This window comes from Streptomyces sp. HD, from assembly GCF_028369295.1.
In the GTDB taxonomy this organism is placed as follows: Bacteria; Actinomycetota; Actinomycetes; order Streptomycetales; family Streptomycetaceae; genus Streptomyces.
Genome location: NZ_JAQMYP010000026.1, coordinates 106,279 through 123,835, shown reverse-complemented (window position 1 = coordinate 123,835; position 17,557 = coordinate 106,279). Strand labels below are relative to the sequence as shown.

Genomic DNA, 17,557 nt, shown 5'->3' with positions numbered 1-17,557 from the left:
GCACCCGCATGTCCGACACCGTCACCGCAGCCAACGCCCGCAGCCAGCTCGCCGACGCCCGGCTCTACCTCTGCACAGACGCCCGGAGGCGGCAGGGCGACCTCGCGGAGTTCCTGGACGCCGTGCTGGCCGGCGGGGTGGACATCGTGCAGCTGCGGGACAAGGGCATGGAGGCGGGCGAGGAACTGGAGCACCTGAAGGTCTTCGCCGACGCCTGCGCCCGGCACGGCAAGCTCCTCGCGGTCAACGACCGTGCCGACGTGGCCCATGCCGCGGGCGCCGACGTCCTGCACCTCGGCCAGGGCGACCTCCCGGTCCCCGCCGCCCGCGCGATCCTCGGCGACGACGTCCTGATCGGCCGATCCACGCACTCCGACTCCGAGGCCGACGCGGCCGCCGCCCAGGACGGCGTGGACTACTTCTGCACCGGCCCCTGCTGGCCCACCCCCACCAAGCCCGGCCGCCACGCCCCCGGCCTCGACCTGGTTCGCCACACCGCAGCCCTGGGCACCGACCGCCCCTGGTTCGCCATCGGCGGCATCGACCTCGGCAACCTCGACGAGGTGCTGGAGGCGGGCGCCCGCCGGGTCGTCGTCGTACGGGCGATCACGGAGGCGGACGACCCGGGTGCGGCGTCGGCGGAGTTCGCGAAGCGGCTGCGGCAGATGTAGCCGCGGCAGACCGAAGCCGCACGTCTCAGCCAGTGGTCGGCCCCGTCATCGTCCCGTGGGAAATCGGCCTTGTTTTGGCCCTTCCTTGTCCAAGGAGTGGACGACAGCCCGACAAATCGGGCAAATGTCCAGTGTTCGGTTGGGGGACCGGGGGGCCCTGGTTAACCTGCGAGTATGGCCCTCGGCACCGCATCCATCAGGTCGGACCACGCTCGTACCGTGCGCGAGATGCTCGCGACCGGCAAGACGACGTATTCCTTCGAGTTCTACGCGCCCAAGACCCCGAAGGGCGAGCGGAACCTGTGGAACGCGCTGCGCCGGGTCGAGGCCGTCGGACCCGACTTCGTCTCCGTGACCTACGGCGCGGGCGGTTCCACCCGCGCCGGCACGGTCAAGGCGACCGAGGCGATCGCCTCGGACACCACCCTCACGCCGATCGCCCACCTCACCGCCGTCGACCACTCGGTGGCCGACCTGCGCAACATCATCGGCCAGTACGCCGACGCCGGGATCCGCAACATGCTGGCGCTGCGCGGCGACCCGCCCGGCGACCCGCTGGGCGAGTGGGTGCCGCACCCCCAGGGCCTGGCCTACGCCGCCGAACTGGTCGAACTGATCAAGGCGTCCGGCGATTTCTGCGTGGGCGTCGCGGCCTTCCCCGCGATGCACCCCCGCTCCGCCGACTGGGAGAGCGACGTCCGTAACTTCGTCGACAAGTGCCGGGCCGGCGCGGACTACGCGATCACGCAGATGTTCTTCGAACCGGAGGACTATCTGCGTTTGCGCGACCGCGTGTCGGCCGCCGGCTGCGACACCCCGATCATCCCGGAGATCATGCCGATTGCCAGCGTAAAGACGCTGGAGCGGATCCCGTCCCTCACCAACGCCGCCTTCCCGGCCGCCCTGAAAGAGCGGATCCTCACAGCAAAGGACGATCCGGCGGCTGTACGCTCGATCGGGATCGAGTTCGCCACGGAGTTCTGCGCGCGGCTACTGGCCGAGGGAGTGCCCGGACTGCACTTCATCACGCTCAACAACTCCACGGCGACCCTGGAAATCTACGAGAACCTGGGCCTGCACCACCCACCGCAGGCCTAGACCGGCCGTACTGGTATACGTCACACTGCGTAGGCGGCCACTGGGAGAGGGGCGTACATGGGCTGGACGGTCCTCTACATCGCGTTCGGCGTCGTCGCGCTGTGGCTGCTCGGCGAGGTGCTGCTGCAGTACAAGGCACGCCTGCGCTGGCGGCTGCTCGCCTTCCTCGGCTTCCTCGGCGTCGTGGCCGGGGTGCTGATCTCTCAGGTCGTCGTCATCGGACTGGGCGCGGCCGCCTTCGCCGTCGGCCAGACCTACGTCACGCTGTCGTTCCGCCGCGGCTTCTCGGCCGGCTGGGCGGTCTCCGCCCCGGCCCTGGGCCCGCTGGCCGCCAAGCGCCGCCGCGACGAAACGGAGCGCCAGGAGCCGACCCTGCAGGTCTCCGACCTTGAGGCGTCCGAGGACGGATTCGGCGGCGACGGCACATACGGTCACGACGACCGCAAGTACGCCCAGGACGGCGTCGGCTACGGCCCGGACGACTACGACCGCGACGACGTCTTCACCCCCTCGCGCCAGGCCCAGCCCACCACCGCCGAGACGACCTCCGTCTACGAGCCGCAGCCCCTGCCGGAGGACACCGGCTCGTACGGCATATACAGCGACTCCGCCTACGCCGCCGCCAACCAGAACTACGCCGCCGCCGGCCAGTCCCAGGACCAGTACGCGACGGCCGACCAGGGGTACGGGTACGACGGCTACTCCGGCTACGACCAGCAGCAGTACGGCTACGACGCGAACGGCCAGCAGTACGCCTCCTACTCCGACCCGTACGTCGGCACCCAGACCTACGGCGGCGCCGGCTACGACGCCTACGGCCAGCAGCAGTACGGCCAGCAGGGCTACGGCCAGGACCAGTACGCCACCGGCACCTACGGCGAGACGACCCCGCCCGGCGGCGTCTGGGTCCCGCAGCAGCGCACCGACGAGGCATACGGCGGCGACCTCCCGCCCGAGCAGCCGTACCCGTACCAGGGCAACGGCCAGCAGGGGCACGGCCAAGGGCAGGATCAGGGGTACGACGAGCAGTACCGCTTCTGACGGCCTACCCGATCTCGGCCTGGCCGGGGATCACTGCGAGCCCCGGAAATCCGGCCCCTCCACGATCAGCCCGGACACCAGCGCGCCCGACATACCGGCGTGGGGGAGACCACCGCCGGGATGGGACCAGCCGCCGACGGTGAACAGGCCCGGTACGCGGGTGCTGTTGGACGGGCGCAGGAAGCTCCCCTCCGCCGCGGCCAGCGCCGGCGCGGGCACCCCGCCGCCCTCGGCCCCCGTCTCCTGCCGGGTGTGCTCCGGTGTACGGACCTCGCGCCACAGCACGCGCTTACGCAGGCCGGGCAGGGCCCGCTCGGCGGCGGTGACCATCCGGTCCGCGAAGGCGTCGGCGGCACCCGCCGCGGTCCAGTCGTAGCGCGTCTGCGACGGCACCGTGGCCGTGAGCACCACGGACTCGTGCGCGTCGTCGGGGCGCAGGGCCGCGTCGTCCGGGCGGTCGATCCGGACCGTCGGGTGTGCGGGCGGCTCGCCGAGCCCGAGGGCGTCCAACTCGGCCTGCCGGTCCGGGGTGTGCACCACCGTGCGGTGAGCGGCGCCCGCCTCCCGCGCCCCGCGCAGCGCCAGGCAGACCACCGCCCGGCCCGGGGACATGCCCTCGGGGCCCGGCTCGACCTCCTCCGCCACGTACAGCTCACGGCCGCGCGCCAGGCCGCTCAGGCGCCACGGCCCGTTGCCGACGACCATGTCGGCCTCCGCCACCGCGCCGTCGGCCAGCTCCAGCCCCGCCGCCCGGCCGTCCTTCTCCACGACCCCGGTGACCTCCGCACCGAAGTGGAACTCGACCCTCCGCGCCGTGCACCGCTCGTACACCGCCCGCGCCAACTCCCGTATGCCGCCCCGGACATACCAGATCCCGAAGGCGTGCTCCAGGTACGGCAGCACCGCCGCGCTCGCCGGGGTGACACGGGCATCCAGGCCGTAACCGAGCGCGTGGCTCTCCAGCAGGGCGATGAGCCGGGCGTCGCGCAGCTCCCAGGCGCCGACCTCGGCGAGCGTGCCGGCCCGGCGGGTGCGCAGGAGGCGCTTGTGCGGGACCGACGGGTAGGGCTCGCGCTCGGCCAGCACCTGCCAGTTGGGCCACAGGGGCTCCTCCAGGAGCGGTCTGCGCGTGCGGTCCCAGGCCTCGCGGGCGCGGACCAGGAAATCGCCCCAGCGGTCGCCGGTCCCGGCGCCGAGGGCCTCGTCCAGAGCCGCCACCACACCCGCGCGCGAGGCGTTCGGCAGCGACACCTCGGTGCCGTCGGCGAAGACGTGCCGCGCCGACGGGTCGACCTGGACCAGCTCGACGCACGCCTCCAGCGGCTCCTTGCCGGTCTTGATGAACAGATCGCGGTACACGGCGGGCAGCGGGAGCAGTCCCGGTCCCGTGTCGAAGCCGAAGCCGTCGCGCTCGAAGCGGCGCACCGCTCCGCCGTACGTCTCCGTACGCTCGTACACCGCCACCCGGTGGCCCGCGACGGCCAGCCGGGCAGCAGCCGCCATCGCGCCCATCCCGGCGCCGATCACCGCAATCCGTGCCATGCGTGGGACTTTATCGGCCTCCACCGACAGCGGCCCACTGACCTCGGACGACGGCTCAGCCGGAGCCCTGCGCCATCGACTGCGCGAGCCGTTTCTCCGCCCGCCGCTCGGCCCGGCGCCGCAGGAAGCGACGGATCCGGGAGACCAGGAAGTAGAGCAGGAACAGACCGGCGAGCAGGAGAGCGCCCGCGATGACGGCCGCCGCCACGGGGTTGAAGATCGCGAAGGTGATGATCGCGGCGACCCCGAGGTCCTCGGCGAGGCTCACCACGACGTTGCTGAACGGCTCGGGCGAGCTGTTGACCGCCATCCGCGTCCCGGCCTTGACCAGATGGCTCAGCAGCGCCGTCGAACCGCCGACCGCGCCCGCCGCCAGCTCCGGCACCGACCCGCTCTGCCCGGCGAGCAGCGCCGCGACGACCGCGCCCGCGACCGGCCGGATCACGGTGTGCACCGCGTCCCAGGCCGAGTCCACGTACGGGATCTTGTCGGCGACGGCCTCGCAGAGGAACAGCACGCCGGCCGCTATCAGGACGTCGGGCCGCTGCAGCGCCGCGGGTACCTCGTCGCTCAGTCCCGTCGCGCCGAATATGCCGAGGAGCAGCACTACCGCGTACGCGTTGACGCCGCTGGCCCAGCCGCTTGTGAACACCAAGGGGAGTACAGACACGGACGTGATCGTAACCAGTCGGCAACGGACGGTCCTGGGGGTGAGTGCGCAGCTCTGAGTACGCGTACCTAGTCGGTGAGATGAGTACGCGCGCGGATGGGGGCCGACCTGCGTGAACGAGAGAGTGGAGGCACGGAGAAGGGGATCGGCTCCGCACCGGCGACACGGGGCGCCGGAACGGAGCGGCCCCGGATCCGCTCCTTCCGCCGACCAGGCGTCGGCGGGAGTGAGACCGGGGGACCCGGGGGAACGACCGAACGGGGGTCCGACGGGGGAACACGGGGGAAAACGGGGGAAAACGGGGGAGTACGAGAGGGCGCCGGTTCGACAGTGGCCCGCGGGGGACGCGGCCACTTCGGACCGGCGCTTTCTCATGCACGCGCGCGTGCTCTGCCACACGCGCGCGTCACGCCGGCCGGGTCAGCGGCTGCCGCTCACCCGGCCCTGCAGCAGCCGGGACAGCGCCGCGTGCACGTCGTCCAGGGAGCGCTCCGGCTGGAAGGACTTCCAGTCCAGCGCGGCCACCAGGACCATGCCGACCAGTGCGGCGGCGGTCAGCTGGATGTCGATCTCCTCGCTGAACTCGCCGTTCTCCACGCCCTCGCGCAGCACCCCCTCGACGACCGCCACGGCCTGCTGCCGGACCACCATCAGCGTGGACTGCCAGGCCCGGTTCGTCCGCCACAGCTCGGCGACGTAGAGCTGGGTGAAGGACGGGTAGCGGTCGATGAAGACCAGCCCCGCGCGGATCATCGCGTCCAGGGCGTCCACCTTGCCGCCGCCTTCCCGGGCGGTCTGCTCGGCGGCCTCGCGCAGGGAGGCGGTCAGGAGGCCCACTCCGTGCCGCAGCAGTTCCTCGAAGAGGACCGACTTGCTGGCGAAGTTGTAGTAGACCGTGCCCTTCGCCACCCCGGCCCGCTCGGCGATCTCGTCGACCGTGGTGGCGGAGAAGCCCTGCTCGGCGATGAGCGTGACGGCCGCCTCGTAGAGCTTCTGCCGGGTGGCCTCGCGGCGCGTGCTGCCGCCCGACGGGGCGTTGCTGCGTTCCATGGCACTGATTGTCCCGCGCGCGGTCACAGGCTCAGCTCCGGGTGCAGCCGGTCGAGCGTCCACACCTGCCGCCGACGGGCCGACAGCGCGGTCAGCGCGACGGCGCCCGCGGTGAAGGCGACGAGCACCACGCACGCGTGCCACACCGGTTCCAGACCGCCGCCCGTGATGAGCCTCCTGAGCGCCTCCACGACGTAGCTCATCGGCAGGAAGGGGTGGAGCGCGTTGAAGAAGGCGGGGCTGGTCTGCACCGGGTAGGTGCCGCCCGCGGACGTCAACTGCAGCATCAGCAGGGCCAGGACGAGGATCCGGCCCGCCGCCCCGAAGCGCGCGTTCAGCCACTGCACGATCGCCGCGAAGCACGCCGTCACCAGGAACAGGAAGCCCACCGTCCCGGCCGCCCGCGCCATCTCAAGCCCGATCGCCCAGTGCAGCACCGAGATCAGCGCCACCGTCTGCAGCACCCCGATCGCCACCACGGGCAGCCAGCCGGCCAGCGCGATCCGCCATGCGGAGGCGCCCGCGGCGAGCGCACGCCGGTTCATCGGCGAGATCAGCATGTACGCCACCATCGAGCCCACCCACAGGGACAGCGGGATGAAGTACGGGGCGAAACCGGTGCCGTAGTTGGGCGCCTTGTGCAGATCCCTGGAGGCGAGCTGGACGGGGTCGGCCATGACCTCCGTGCGCTGGTCGCGGTCCTTCTTGTCGTAGTCGGGGATCTGCTTCGCGCCGTCGTGCAGCCCGTTCGAGAGCTTCCCGGAGCCGTCGACGAGCTTGTACATACCGCCGTTGAGGTCGTAGGCGCCGGTCTTCAGCTCGCCCACACCGGAGTCCAGTTTCACCGCGCCGGTGCCGGCCGAGCCGATCCCCGAGTGCAGCTTCTTGGCGCCCGCGGCGACCTTGCCGGCCCCGTCGTTGAGCTGGTTGATCCGGGTGACGGCGTCGTCGAGGTCCTCGGAGAGGCGGGGCGCGCGGTCGGCGAGCGCCTGGGACTGCTTCTGGAGGGTGGCGAGGTGCTGGTCGAGCTTCTTCAGGTCGCCGTTCTGGTCGGTGATCAGCGTGTTGAGGTCGTCGGCGATCGTCGCCACGTCCGCCGCGGACTCCTTCGCCTTCTTCAGGTCGGAGCAGGCCGGGTCGGACAGTACGGCGTCCTCACAGCGCGCCTTGTAGATGACGTTCAGCGCGTCGGACGCCGTGTGGGCGCCCTTGGCGGCGGCCGGAGCCCGCTCCACCAGGTCGTCGAGGTTGTTGCGCATCGCTCCCGACGCGTCGGCGACCAGCTGGGCGGTGTCGCCGATGGCCTTCTCGTTGTCCTTGACGAACGGGCCGACCTTCTGGTGGATGCCGTTGACCTTGTCGGCCAGCGTCTGCGTGCCCTCCGCGACCCGCCTGGTGCCGTCCTCCACCCCGGCCGCGCCCTTGTTGAGCTTCTTCAGGCCCGTGGACAGCTTGCCGCTGCCCTCCTTGGCGCTCTTCAGCCCGTCCGCGAGGTCCTTGGAGCCCTTCTCCGCCTTCCCGATGCCGCCTTCGAGCTTGTCGGCGCCGTCCGCGGCCTTCACCGTCGCGCCGTGGATGTCGGAGAACGACACGAAGATCCGGTCCAGGAACGACCGCGACGCCTTCGTGGACGCGGCCTCGCGCACCTCGCTGAACACCGTGCGCGAGATCTGCCCGACGATGTAGTTGTTCGCGTCGTTCGTACGCACCTGAAGGGCGCCCGTCTCCGGCGAGGCGCCCGCGCTGGAGGCGATCCGCTCACTGAAGTCGGCCGGCATGGTCAGCGACAGGTAGTAGGTGCCGTTCTCGACGCCCTTCTCGGCGTCGGCGGCACTCACCTCGTGCCAGTCGAAGACCTCGCTGTCGCGCAGCCCTTCGGTGAGGTCGGCGCCGGCCGTGAGCTTCTTCCCCTCGACGGCCGCCCCCTTGTCGTCGTTCACGAGCGCGACGGGGATGCGGTCGAGACGGCCGTACGGGTCCCAGAACGACCACAGGTACAGGGCGCCGTACAGCAGGGGCAGCACCAGCAGTGCGACCAGGGCGGCACGCGGCAGCTTCCCCCGGCCGAAGCGCCTCAGCTCAAGCGCGGCCAGCCTCGGTGAGCGCATCGGCGGCCTCCTTTCCGTCGGATTCCTGCGAGTCCTGCGAGTCCTGCGATGTCGGCGAGTCCTGCGAGTCCTGCGGTTCCTGGGCCTTCCGGGCTTCCTCGGAGGCGGGCTCCTCATCGGTCGCCTGCGTGGACACCGCGACCGTGCCGCCCGGGGCCTCGCTGCACACCGCGATCACCGTGGTGCCGGCCTCGGTGATCGACCGCAACAGCGCCCAGACCTCGGCCCGTTCGGCGTCCGACAGCTTGAGGTCGGTGTCGTCGACGCCGAGCAGCCGGGGACGCCCGATCAGGGCCAGCGCGATGGACAGCCGCAGCGCCTCCACCCGCTCCAGATCGCGTACGGCCGTACGCGAGCCCTTGGGCAGGGAGTCCAGGTCGAGGCCCGCGGTACTCAGCGCGGCGTCGATCAGCCGCCGCCCCTCGCCCTTCCGCTCGGCACGCGGCCGCAGCAGCCCGCGCAGCGAGTCGCCGAACCGCCGCTGCAGCAGCCCCCGTTCGTGGAGGTGCTCGGCGACGGTCAGGGCCGGCTCCAGGTCGGTCACGCCGGGGACGTGGGCCAGGGCGCTGACGCGGCGTACCGCAGCCATGCGCTTGGGCAGCGCGCTGCCGCCCACGCCGGCGGCTCCCTCGGTGGGCTTCATCCGCCCCGTCAGCGCCAGCAGCAGGCACGTACGGCCGGTGCCCGACGGTCCTTCGATCGTGATCAGCGAGCTGGGCTCCGCCTCGAACGAGACCCCGCGGAACGCCCACCCGCGAGGCCCTTCGAGGCCGAGACCCAGGGCCGTGACGCCGACTCCGGCGACGGTTCCCCCCATGCTGCCCCTCCGTATTTGAACTGACTGGTCAGTGCAAAATTTAGTCCGAACTCGCGAGCGAAGCAAAAGCGCAGGTCAGAACGGATTGTCAGTGCCATACCTCACGATGGGCACATACGGCATCCCGTATCGGGCATGCCGTCACACAGACGACAGGAGGTTCGTCATGGCCAGCTACCACGCAGCCGCCGCCCGTCGGCGCCGCGCCACCGGCCCTGCCCCCTCACTGACCGGCCCGGCGAGCGACGTGCACCCTGTGCTCCGCCGGACCACGGCCCCGCCCGCCGCCCTCGACCTGCTCGCCCAGGCCCGTGCCGCACTGGACGAGGCCGCCGTCCTGGAAACGTCGAACGAGCGCTATGCCACGGCCCACCTCGCCGCCCTGCGCACCGCCGCCGCCGTGCTCGCCGCGCGGGGGCGCCCGGAGCCCTCGCCCAGGCGTCGGGCCCGGATCAGGAGCGCCTGGGAAGTGCTCCCCGAGATAGCGCCCGAACTCACCGAGTGGAGCGCGCTGTTCGCCTCCGGCGCCCGGCGCCGCGCCCGGGCCGAGGCGGGCATCCAGGGCGCGGCCAGTCGCCGGGACGCCGACGACCTGATACGCGACGTGGCGATGTTCCTGCGCCTGGTCGAGCGGATGCTGGTACTCCAGCCGGTCCTGCCCCAGCCACGCCCGGACGCGGACGCGGGCATCGAGACACCGGACACCTCACGACACGGCCGCGAGGACATGCCGGACGCGGGGTGACGGCCGACGCCGCATCACGGGCCGGTGGTGCGGGGCTCCTGCGGTTCGCTCCTCGGTGTTCGCCGGGTGCGGTGGCCGGGCGTCGCGCGTGACCGATGGTCGGGTGGGGCGTCGTAGGCAATAGGGTGGAGGGCGCCTGAAGCCTTCCTGCTCCTGTGACCCGGGCGCCGGGGAGGCAGCCCGTTCGCTCCACCGCGTAAGCGGTGGTGCCGCGCCGAGGAGTCAACTGCCGTGTCGGACCCGATGCGCCCGCCCGTCTCCCATCAGCACCCTCAGACGTCGCTGCGCTCCGACCCCTCCCGGCCCCGCGCCTCCCTCCGCACCGCCGTGGTGTGGGAGGTCCTCCAGGACGCCGTGGACCGCCGGGTCAAGGCCACGGGCCGGCAGGCGCTGGACGTCCTCGACACCGGCGGCGGCAGCGGCAGGTTCGCGGTGCCCCTCGCCCGCCTCGGCCACCGTGTCACCGTCGTCGACCCCAGCCCCAACGCGCTCTTCGCCCTGGAGCGGCGCGCCGCCGAGGCGGACGTCGCCGACCGGGTACGGGGAGTCCAGGGCGACGCCCACGGCCTCTTCGACGTGGTCGAGCGCGGCGGTTACGACGTCGTGCTCTGCCACGGCGTCCTGGAGTACGTCGACGACCCCGCCGAGGGTGTCCGCAACGCGGTCGCCGCCCTGCGCGACGAGGGCGTCCTCAGCCTGCTCGCGGCCGGGCTGGGCGGTGCGGTGCTGGCGCGGGCCCTCGCCGGTCACTTCAAGGAGGCCAAGCGGGCCCTGGAGGACCCGGACGGCCGCTGGGGGGAGGGCGACCCGGTGCCGCGTCGTTTCACCGCCCAGCAGCTCACCGGGCTGGTGGAGGGGGCCGGCCTGCGGGTCGGCGCCGTGCACGGCGTGCGGGTCTTCGCCGACCTGGTCCCCGGTGTGCTGGTGGACACCGAGCCCGGGGCGCTGGAGGCACTGCTGAAGCTGGAGGAGGCTGCGGCCGAGCTGCCCGCCTTCCACTCGGTGGCCACCCAGCTCCATGTGCTCGGTGAGACGGGGGAGACCTCGCAGGCCTGAGCTCCCCCTGTGGGCGCACCGTGCGGGTGGGCCTTGATCAGGGACTTGGCCGCACATGGAGTACGCCACAGGCCCCCCGATCGAGCGCTCAGCGCCGTATGATCGAGGGAGACCGTTCCGGCATGACGGGTCGGCCGCTGGGGAATGAAGATCTCAGCGAGCCGGGCCTCCATGCCGGAGCCCGGTTGGCCAATTGGCGTAGAGGGGCGGGTTTCACGGGGGCGATTCCCTGCCTATCCTGAAGGGACCCCCCGGGTCGCCCCGGCGACTGCACGATGAGGAGGACTCCGTGCCGCTCTCGGAGCACGAGCAGCGAATGCTCGAGCAAATGGAGCGAGCGCTGTACGCCGAAGATCCCAAGTTCGCGACAGCGCTTGAGGGAAGCGGGCTGCGTACGTACACCCGGCGACGGGTCTACCAGGCGGTCGCGGGCTTCCTCGTAGGTATCGCGCTCCTCATGGCTGGAATGGTCGCCAAGCAGGTCTGGCTGAGCGTGGTGGGATTCCTCGTCATGCTGGGCTGCGCGGTACTCGCTGTGACCGGATGGCGCAAGGCCCCCAAGCCGGGCGAGCAGCCCGCGAGCGGCCCGCACGCCCGCCGTCAGCCACGCCAGAAGCGCTCGATGATGGACCGCATCGAGGAACGCTGGCAGCGCCGCCGTGACGAGCAGGGCGGCCACTAGCTCGACGAGCGGCTCCTGGACATACGTCAGGGGGTGACCACCGGATGGGTGGTCACCCCCTGACGCGTTTGCTCGCACCGCCGGAGTACGGACGCCGCCCGCCCCCGGCGGGGTGTCACCCCCGCTGCCCCGGCGTGGACGGCCTGCGCCACGTCGGTCGGGCTGCGGCGACGCGTTGCTTCAGGCCGGTCCACCAGTCCGACAGGGCCCAGGTGATGCGCACGCTGGAGCGCGGGGCCAGCAGGGCGCGCATGTTCGTCGTCCAGCTGACCTTGGACTGCAGGTTGGACAGGACGCGGCGGACATCCTCCGCGAGGCCGGCCACCGGGCGCGGACTGGGCGCGTAGAGGACCTGTTCCACCGCGTCGGCGACCCGGTGCACGGAGGCCGCGGCCGGTGGGTCGAGGTGACCGAGGCGGACGATGCGGGCGGCGGCCTTGCGGGGGGTCTGGGATTCGTCCGGGTGGATGCCGAAGTCCCAGGCGGTGTCGGTCAGTTCACGCCAGACCGCCAGGGTGTGCGGCGCGATGTCCGCCTCGGAGCGGCCGTGCGCCCCCAGCCGTACCGCCCGTGTCCGCATCCGCAACAGCATCGGCGTCAGCGGGATCAGCAGCGACACCAGCCCGCCGAGCGTCCAGGCCAGCAGGGCGTACCACCCCGGGCCGTCGTCACCCGTGGCCAGCGCCGCCTCGGGGGACTCGGTCGCGCACAGCTCCCGGTTCCGCCCGACGCAGCTATCGCTCGCCGACGGCGCGGCGGAGGGGCCGGTGCTCGTCGACTGCGAGGGCCGTGACACGTCGGGAAGCGTGGAGCCGGGCGTGTCCGACTGGGTGTACGTCGGAACCGAGCCACGGGTCGGCGTCGGCTCGAAGCGGGTCCAGCCCACGCCCTCGAAGTACAGCTCGGGCCAGGCGTGCGCGTCCCTCAGCCCCACCGACACCGAACCGTCGCCCTGCGGGGTTCCGGGTGCGAAGCCCACCGCGACCCGGGCCGGTATGTCCAGCGAGCGGGCCATCGCCGCCATCGCGAAGGAGAAGTGGACGCAGAAGCCCTGCTTGTCCTTCAGGAACCGGGCGATCGCCTGCCGGCCGGTGCCGACCTTGACGTTGGTGTCGTACTGGAATCCGCCGTTCACGGCGAAGTACTCCTGCAGCTTGACCGCCTGGCCGTAGTGGCTGGTGGCGCCCTCGGTGACCTCGCGCGCGGTCTTGGCGACCACCGCGGGCAGCGAGTCCGGCAGCTCGGTGAACTCGCGCTTCAGCGCGGCGGGCGGTTCCGGCGCGTTCGCGAGCTGGTCGGCCGTCGGCCGCACATCAAGGCTGCGCACGGTGTACGTCACCCCGCGTGTGGTCTGGCGGCGGTCCCCGACGACCGTCATGCCCAGCGGTTCGTACCGCCAGTTTCCGCCGATCTGCACGCTGCTTGGCGGGTACGGCATCGGCAGCCAGTTCTGGGCGTACCAGTTCGCGGCCGAGATCGTCGTCTCGACGTCCGTGCGCCGGATCTCGGGGCCGAGGCCGATGGGCGTGGGGAACTCGCCCGGCACGGACTGGATGCTGCGCTTCGACGGCTGCCAGGTGGTGCCGTCGAAGTCGTCCAGGGAGACGATCCGCAGGTACAGGTCGGAGATGTCCTGCGAGTTGGTCTTCAGGGACATGACCTGGCGGTCCTCGTCCACGTTCAGACTGTCGCGCAGCGACACCAGCGGGTTCACCGCCGAGATCGTGCCCCCGCCGCCGCTCCCGGAGCCCACGCCCGTGCCGGCCGCGTCCAGCAGACCGCCGTCCATGGCGGGCAGGGCGAGCGGCACCACCAGGGCGACGCCCAGGGCGACCACGCCGATCCGCCGCCCGGTGCGGACCGGCGCCACCGCGCCGCTCTGCTCCTCGCCCGGGGTCCGAGGCCCCCCGCCGAAGACCCTGCCCCACTGCGAGAGCCGGTCGCGTCCCTCGGCCAGCAGCAGCATCAGATAGCCCGCGGCGGCGATCAGGAACCACACCCAGTCCGAGCCGCCCTCGGAGAGCCCGGCGGCCACGGAGTACAGCGCCAGCAGCGGCAGCCCGGCCGGGGCGGCGCTGCGGAAGGTCACCGCGAGGGTCTCCACCGCCAGGCCGATGATCAGGACCCCGCCGATGAGCATCAGGCGGATGCCGTCCGACAGCGGCGCCGGGATCGAGTACCGGCTGACGTCGTCCGCGCCCGCCTGCAACAGGTCGGCGAAGTGACGGAAGGCCTCCGGGCCGGGGATCACTCCGAGGATCGCCTGCCGGTTGGCGAAGGTCAGCGTCAGCAGCATCAGCGCGACGAGGGCCTGTGCCCCCACGGTCAGGGGCCGCGCCAGCGGCACCCGCCGGGTCGCCATGCCCACGCCCGTCTGGATCGCCAGCAGGAAGATCGCCTGCACCAGCCAGGTGGCCGGGGAGACCAGCGGCAGCAGGGCGCACGAGGCCAGCAGCGTGGCCGCCGCGGAGCTCAGCGCCATCCGTGTCCGCCCGCTCATACCGGTCCCCCCTCGCCCCGCACGCCACTGCTCGCGACGGCGTCCGTACGCGCGCGGTCCGCCTGGCGCCACAGCTCGTTCAGCGAGGCGCCGCGCGGCACGCTCAGGGCCGTCCAGCCCGCCTCCCGCAGCATCCGCAGTCGCTCCTCGCCCCTGTCCGACGGACCGGCCACATCGGTCGGTTCCCGCACCCAGGCTCCGCTGCCCAGCACGAAGGCCACCGCGCCGCCGCTGCGCTGCCGCATCTTGGCGGCCACCGCCGCCTGCTCCTCGTCGAGGTCGCCGAAGAAGGCCACCAGCAGCCCCTCGTTGCCGCCGCGCAGCAGGTCGTACGCCCGCGACAGACCCGTGCCGTCGGAATGGTCGATCACCGCGAGGGTGTCCATCATCAGCCCGGCCGCGTCCGCCGACTCCTGGCTCGCGCCCGCGAACCCGTCGGCGCCCTCGCCGGGCACCGAGCTGCCGGTGTCGGTGAGCAGCCGTACGGAGAAGCCCCGCTCCAGCATGTGGACCAGCACGGACGCCGTGCCCGACACGGCCCACTCGAAGGCCGAGTCGGGGCCCGCGCCCTGGAAGGCCGGGCCCCGGGTGTCCAGCAGCACCGTGCAGCGGGAGCGCTGCGGCTGCTCCTCGCGGCGCACCATCAGCTCGCCGTAGCGCGCTGTGGAGCGCCAGTGCACACGGCGCAGGTCGTCGCCGTAGCGGTACCCGCGCGGGATCACGTCGTCCTCGCCGGCCAGCGCCAGCGAGCGCTGCCGGCCGTCGCCGTACCCCTTGGCCTCCCCGCTGAAGCGCACCGGCGGCAGCGGCTCCACGCGCGGGATGACGGTGAGGGTGTCGTGCGTCGAGAAGGAGCGGGTCAGCTCGCACATGCCGAACGGGTCGGTCAGGCGCAGCTGCAGCGGGCCCAGCGGGTAGCGGCCGCGCAGGTCGGAGCGCACCCGGTAGGACACCTCGCGGCGGCCGCCCGGCTCCACCCGGTCCAGCACGAAGCGGGGGCGCGGGCCGAGGACGTACGGCACCCGGTCCTGCAGCATCAGCAGGCCCGTGGGCAGCCGGGAGACGTTGTCCATCTGCAGATGGACGCGGGCCTCGCTGCCCGCGGGCACGCGGGCGGGGGAGAGCCTGCGGCTGCCCGCGACCCGGTAGCGGGTGCGGTACAGCACGGTCGCGCAGACCAGGGGCAGCACGGCGAGCAGCAGTCCGACGCGCAGCAGGTCGCTCTGGCCGAGGACGTAGGCGCAGACGGCGGCCGCGACACCGGCGGCCAGGAAGGAGCGGCCACGGGTGGTCAGACCGGCCAGCGCCGTGCGCAGCCCGCTCTTCTCACCCCGGTCCGCCTCGGCCTGGCCGGTACTGCCGGAGGTCATCACAGCCTCCGCGGTGGCTGCTGGCCGTAGGCCGCGGTGCCCCGGCCCAGGCCGCCGAAGCCGCTCTGCTGGTGGGGTGCGGCGGGCACGGTGGTGCGCTGCAGGATCTCCTGGACGACCTGCTCGGACGTACGGCGGTTCAGCTGGGCCTGCGCGGTCGGCAGCAGACGGTGGGCCAGGACGGCCACGGCGAGGGCCTGCACGTCGTCCGGCAGCGCGTACTCCCGGCCGCTCAGGGCCGCCGACGCCTTCGCGGCGCGCAGCAGATGCAGCGTCGCGCGCGGGGAGGCGCCGAGTCTGAGGTCGGGGTGGGTGCGCGTGGCGGCGACCAGGTCCACCACGTACCGCCGGACCGGGTCGGCGACGTGGACGCCGCGCACGGCCTCGACCAGCTTCACGATGTCGTGGGCGTGCGCCACCGGCTGGAGGTCCTCCAGTGGGGAGACCCCGCCGTGCACGTCCAGCATCTGCAGTTCGGCCTCCGCGCTGGGGTAGCCGACGGAGACGCGGGCCATGAAGCGGTCGCGCTGGGCCTCGGGCAGCGGATAGGTGCCCTCCATCTCGACCGGGTTCTGCGTGGCCACCACCATGAAGGGGCTCGGCAGCTCATAGGTCTGGCCGTCGATGGTGACCTGGCGCTCCTCCATGGACTCCAGCAGCGCGGACTGGGTCTTCGGCGACGCGCGGTTGATCTCGTCGCCGATCACGATCTGCGCGAAGATCGCACCCGGCTTGAACTCGAAGTCCTTGCGCTGTTGGTCCCAGATGGACACACCCGTGATGTCCGACGGCAGCAGGTCCGGCGTGAACTGGATACGCCGTACAGAGCAGTCGATGGACCGCGCCAGCGCCTTCGCCAGCATCGTCTTGCCCACACCGGGAACATCCTCGATCAGAAGATGTCCCTCGGCGAGCAGCACGGTCAGCGAAAGCCGTACGACCTCGGGCTTGCCCTCGATCACACCCTCCACCGAACTGCGGACACGCTCCACAGTGGCGGTCAGATCAGTGAGGCTCGCTCGATCGTCATAGGTCGTCACCCGGCCCTCCTCGGCCCGTTCTATCCGGGCCGACGCTCTACGACGCGGACCGGCCCACCCCTGGAACACGGACACCACGCGTGAAAGGTTCCGCGTGTTGCCACCCCAGCATTCTTGCTGCCGTTACCGATTCGTGTCACTCGCCTGTGGACAACTGCCTGCGTTATGTCGGGTCTTACGGCCTTTTGGGCACGCCCAAGCTCAAATTGACAGCGGAACGACAGGTCCGGCGGATGGTCACGCGCATCCGCGCGAGGTCATGCACAGGCGGGTGACACGGACGGTCACCCGGGGTCGATCTCGCGCAGCAGACCCGTCCGCACGTCGAAGACGAAGCCCCGCACGTCGTTGGTGTGCAGCAGGAACGGCGAGGTCCGCACCCGCTGCATCGACTGCCGTACGTCCTGGTCGACGTCCCGGAAGGACTCCACCGCCCAGGCGGGCCGCTGGCCGACCTCCATCTCCAGGTCGGTGCGGAAGTCCTCGGTGATCGCCTCCAGACCGCAGCCGGTGTGGTGGATCAGCACGATGCTGCGGGTGCCGAGCTTGCGCTGGCTGATGGTGAGCGAGCGGATCACGTCGTCGGTGACGACACCGCCGGCGTTGCGGATGGTGTGGCAGTCGCCGAGCTCCAGACCGAGCGCGGCGTGCAGGTCGAGACGGGCGTCCATGCAGGCGACGATGGCGACGTGGAGCACGGGACGGGCGTCCATGCCGGGGTCGGTGAAGGCGGCGGCGTATCGCTCGTTCGCGTCGACGAGACGGTCGGTGACCGTGCCGTGGCCGGCTATCGCACCGTCGGGACCAGCGGGAACCGATGCAGAAGTCGTCATACCCATGACGGTACTGGTCACGTGCCGAACGGTCCCGCTGTGAGGGGGGACAAAGAACGCCATCGAGCCTTGTTGTGAGCTAACCCACAGGGGTGGCGTGAGTGCGCCCATACGAGCGATTTTCCGCACCGCGCGGCTTCGTCCGAACCCGAATCGGCGAAGCGCAGGCCGGTTGATTGACCGCGCGACACGGTGGACTAAAGTGACGCGAAGCGGGAGGGGCGGCTCTCCCTGCTGGACTGTTTTTCCCGGAGACCCCGGCGATTTTCCGGAGATCTCCCCGCGTGCGCGGCGCGTACGTACGGCTCGGCCTCCTCCCGCTCCCGGTCGGCTG

Annotated in this window: 15 protein-coding genes; 6 read left to right on the top strand and 9 right to left on the bottom strand. The window is 71.9% G+C overall.

Annotation, left to right across the window (positions count from 1 at the left end):
- Positions 1 to 8 precede the first annotated feature (8 nt).
- The 3 genes from thiE to POF73_RS25045 all read left to right on the top strand — a co-directional run bounded on the left by thiE (position 9) and on the right by POF73_RS25045 (position 2,810).
- The gene (gene thiE, locus POF73_RS25055; RefSeq protein WP_272119329.1) at positions 9 to 671 is read left to right on the top strand and encodes a thiamine phosphate synthase; all 663 of its coding nucleotides are present in this window, start codon (positions 9 to 11) and stop codon (positions 669 to 671) included.
- Between the two features lie 174 nt (positions 672 to 845).
- The gene (gene metF, locus POF73_RS25050; protein WP_272119327.1) at positions 846 to 1,769 is read left to right on the top strand and encodes a methylenetetrahydrofolate reductase [NAD(P)H]; all 924 of its coding nucleotides are present in this window, start codon (positions 846 to 848) and stop codon (positions 1,767 to 1,769) included.
- A 57-nt stretch (positions 1,770 to 1,826) separates the two neighbouring features.
- Entirely contained in the window at positions 1,827 to 2,810 is a 984-nt protein-coding gene (locus tag POF73_RS25045) for an SCO2102 family sporulation regulator (RefSeq protein WP_272119325.1), read from the top strand.
- Positions 2,811 to 2,840: 30 nt separating this feature from the next.
- Here POF73_RS25045 and POF73_RS25040 read toward each other — a convergent pair whose 3' ends face one another.
- The 5 genes from POF73_RS25040 to POF73_RS25020 form a co-directional block, all read right to left on the bottom strand.
- Positions 2,841 to 4,352 carry a phytoene desaturase family protein gene (locus POF73_RS25040; RefSeq protein WP_272119322.1) on the bottom strand — a complete coding sequence of 504 codons (1,512 nt, stop codon included), beginning with the start codon at positions 4,350 to 4,352 and terminating at the stop codon, positions 2,841 to 2,843.
- Between the two features lie 55 nt (positions 4,353 to 4,407).
- Positions 4,408 to 5,022 carry a DUF4126 domain-containing protein gene (locus POF73_RS25035; protein ID WP_272119319.1) on the bottom strand — a complete coding sequence of 205 codons (615 nt, stop codon included), beginning with the start codon at positions 5,020 to 5,022 and terminating at the stop codon, positions 4,408 to 4,410.
- Positions 5,023 to 5,442: 420 nt separating this feature from the next.
- Complete coding sequence (locus tag POF73_RS25030; protein WP_272119317.1) at positions 5,443 to 6,072, bottom strand: TetR/AcrR family transcriptional regulator; 630 nt, start codon at positions 6,070 to 6,072, stop codon at positions 5,443 to 5,445.
- 23 nt (positions 6,073 to 6,095) lie between these two features.
- Positions 6,096 to 8,180 (bottom strand): YhgE/Pip domain-containing protein, encoded by a 2,085-nt coding sequence (locus tag POF73_RS25025; RefSeq protein ID WP_272119316.1) that lies wholly within the window; start codon positions 8,178 to 8,180, stop codon positions 6,096 to 6,098.
- Positions 8,152 to 8,997, bottom strand: coding sequence for an ATP-binding cassette domain-containing protein (locus tag POF73_RS25020; protein ID WP_272119315.1), 846 nt, complete (start codon positions 8,995 to 8,997; stop codon positions 8,152 to 8,154). The genes POF73_RS25025 and POF73_RS25020 overlap by 29 nt, the downstream gene beginning before the upstream one ends.
- Positions 8,998 to 9,163: 166 nt before the next feature.
- Here POF73_RS25020 and POF73_RS25015 point away from each other — a divergent pair, with 166 nt between their 5' ends.
- The 3 genes from POF73_RS25015 (at position 9,164) to POF73_RS25005 (ending at position 11,480) form a co-directional block, all read left to right on the top strand.
- The gene (locus tag POF73_RS25015; RefSeq protein ID WP_272119314.1) at positions 9,164 to 9,742 is read left to right on the top strand and encodes an SAV_6107 family HEPN domain-containing protein; all 579 of its coding nucleotides are present in this window, start codon (positions 9,164 to 9,166) and stop codon (positions 9,740 to 9,742) included.
- A gap of 231 nt (positions 9,743 to 9,973) precedes the next feature.
- Positions 9,974 to 10,798, top strand: a complete 825-nt coding sequence (locus tag POF73_RS25010) for a class I SAM-dependent methyltransferase (RefSeq protein WP_272119313.1) — start codon at positions 9,974 to 9,976, stop codon at positions 10,796 to 10,798.
- 289 nt (positions 10,799 to 11,087) lie between these two features.
- Positions 11,088 to 11,480: a DUF3040 domain-containing protein gene (locus POF73_RS25005; RefSeq protein WP_272119311.1), complete on the top strand. Its 393-nt coding sequence runs from the start codon at positions 11,088 to 11,090 to the stop codon at positions 11,478 to 11,480.
- A gap of 115 nt (positions 11,481 to 11,595) precedes the next feature.
- Here POF73_RS25005 and POF73_RS25000 read toward each other — a convergent pair whose 3' ends face one another.
- From POF73_RS25000 to POF73_RS24985, 4 genes are all read right to left on the bottom strand, one after another.
- A complete protein-coding gene (locus tag POF73_RS25000; protein WP_272119309.1) occupies positions 11,596 to 13,980 on the bottom strand; it encodes a transglutaminase TgpA family protein in 2,385 nt (794 codons plus the stop codon).
- Positions 13,977 to 15,350, bottom strand: coding sequence for a DUF58 domain-containing protein (locus POF73_RS24995; RefSeq protein ID WP_272119306.1), 1,374 nt, complete (start codon positions 15,348 to 15,350; stop codon positions 13,977 to 13,979). The genes POF73_RS25000 and POF73_RS24995 overlap by 4 nt, the downstream gene beginning before the upstream one ends.
- Positions 15,350 to 16,390, bottom strand: coding sequence for an AAA family ATPase (locus tag POF73_RS24990; protein ID WP_272119304.1), 1,041 nt, complete (start codon positions 16,388 to 16,390; stop codon positions 15,350 to 15,352). Before POF73_RS24990 ends, POF73_RS24995 begins: the two co-directional genes overlap by 1 nt.
- Before the next feature lie 284 nt (positions 16,391 to 16,674).
- Positions 16,675 to 17,223 carry a beta-class carbonic anhydrase gene (locus POF73_RS24985; RefSeq protein ID WP_272119302.1) on the bottom strand — a complete coding sequence of 183 codons (549 nt, stop codon included), beginning with the start codon at positions 17,221 to 17,223 and terminating at the stop codon, positions 16,675 to 16,677.
- Positions 17,224 to 17,557 lie beyond the last annotated feature (334 nt).

Coding starts and splice junctions, on each gene's coding strand:
- POF73_RS25025 (WP_272119316.1), bottom strand. CDS start 8,180: ATGCGCTCACCGAGGCTGGCCGCGCTTGAGCTGAGGCGCTTCGGCCGG.
- POF73_RS25020 (WP_272119315.1), bottom strand. CDS start 8,997: ATGGGGGGAACCGTCGCCGGAGTCGGCGTCACGGCCCTGGGTCTCGGC.
- POF73_RS25015 (WP_272119314.1), top strand. CDS start 9,164: ATGGCCAGCTACCACGCAGCCGCCGCCCGTCGGCGCCGCGCCACCGGC.
- POF73_RS25040 (WP_272119322.1), bottom strand. CDS start 4,352: ATGGCACGGATTGCGGTGATCGGCGCCGGGATGGGCGCGATGGCGGCT.
- metF (WP_272119327.1), top strand. CDS start 846: ATGGCCCTCGGCACCGCATCCATCAGGTCGGACCACGCTCGTACCGTG.
- POF73_RS25000 (WP_272119309.1), bottom strand. CDS start 13,980: ATGAGCGGGCGGACACGGATGGCGCTGAGCTCCGCGGCGGCCACGCTG.
- POF73_RS25030 (WP_272119317.1), bottom strand. CDS start 6,072: ATGGAACGCAGCAACGCCCCGTCGGGCGGCAGCACGCGCCGCGAGGCC.
- POF73_RS24995 (WP_272119306.1), bottom strand. CDS start 15,350: ATGACCTCCGGCAGTACCGGCCAGGCCGAGGCGGACCGGGGTGAGAAG.
- thiE (WP_272119329.1), top strand. CDS start 9: ATGTCCGACACCGTCACCGCAGCCAACGCCCGCAGCCAGCTCGCCGAC.
- POF73_RS24985 (WP_272119302.1), bottom strand. CDS start 17,223: ATGACGACTTCTGCATCGGTTCCCGCTGGTCCCGACGGTGCGATAGCC.
- POF73_RS25045 (WP_272119325.1), top strand. CDS start 1,827: ATGGGCTGGACGGTCCTCTACATCGCGTTCGGCGTCGTCGCGCTGTGG.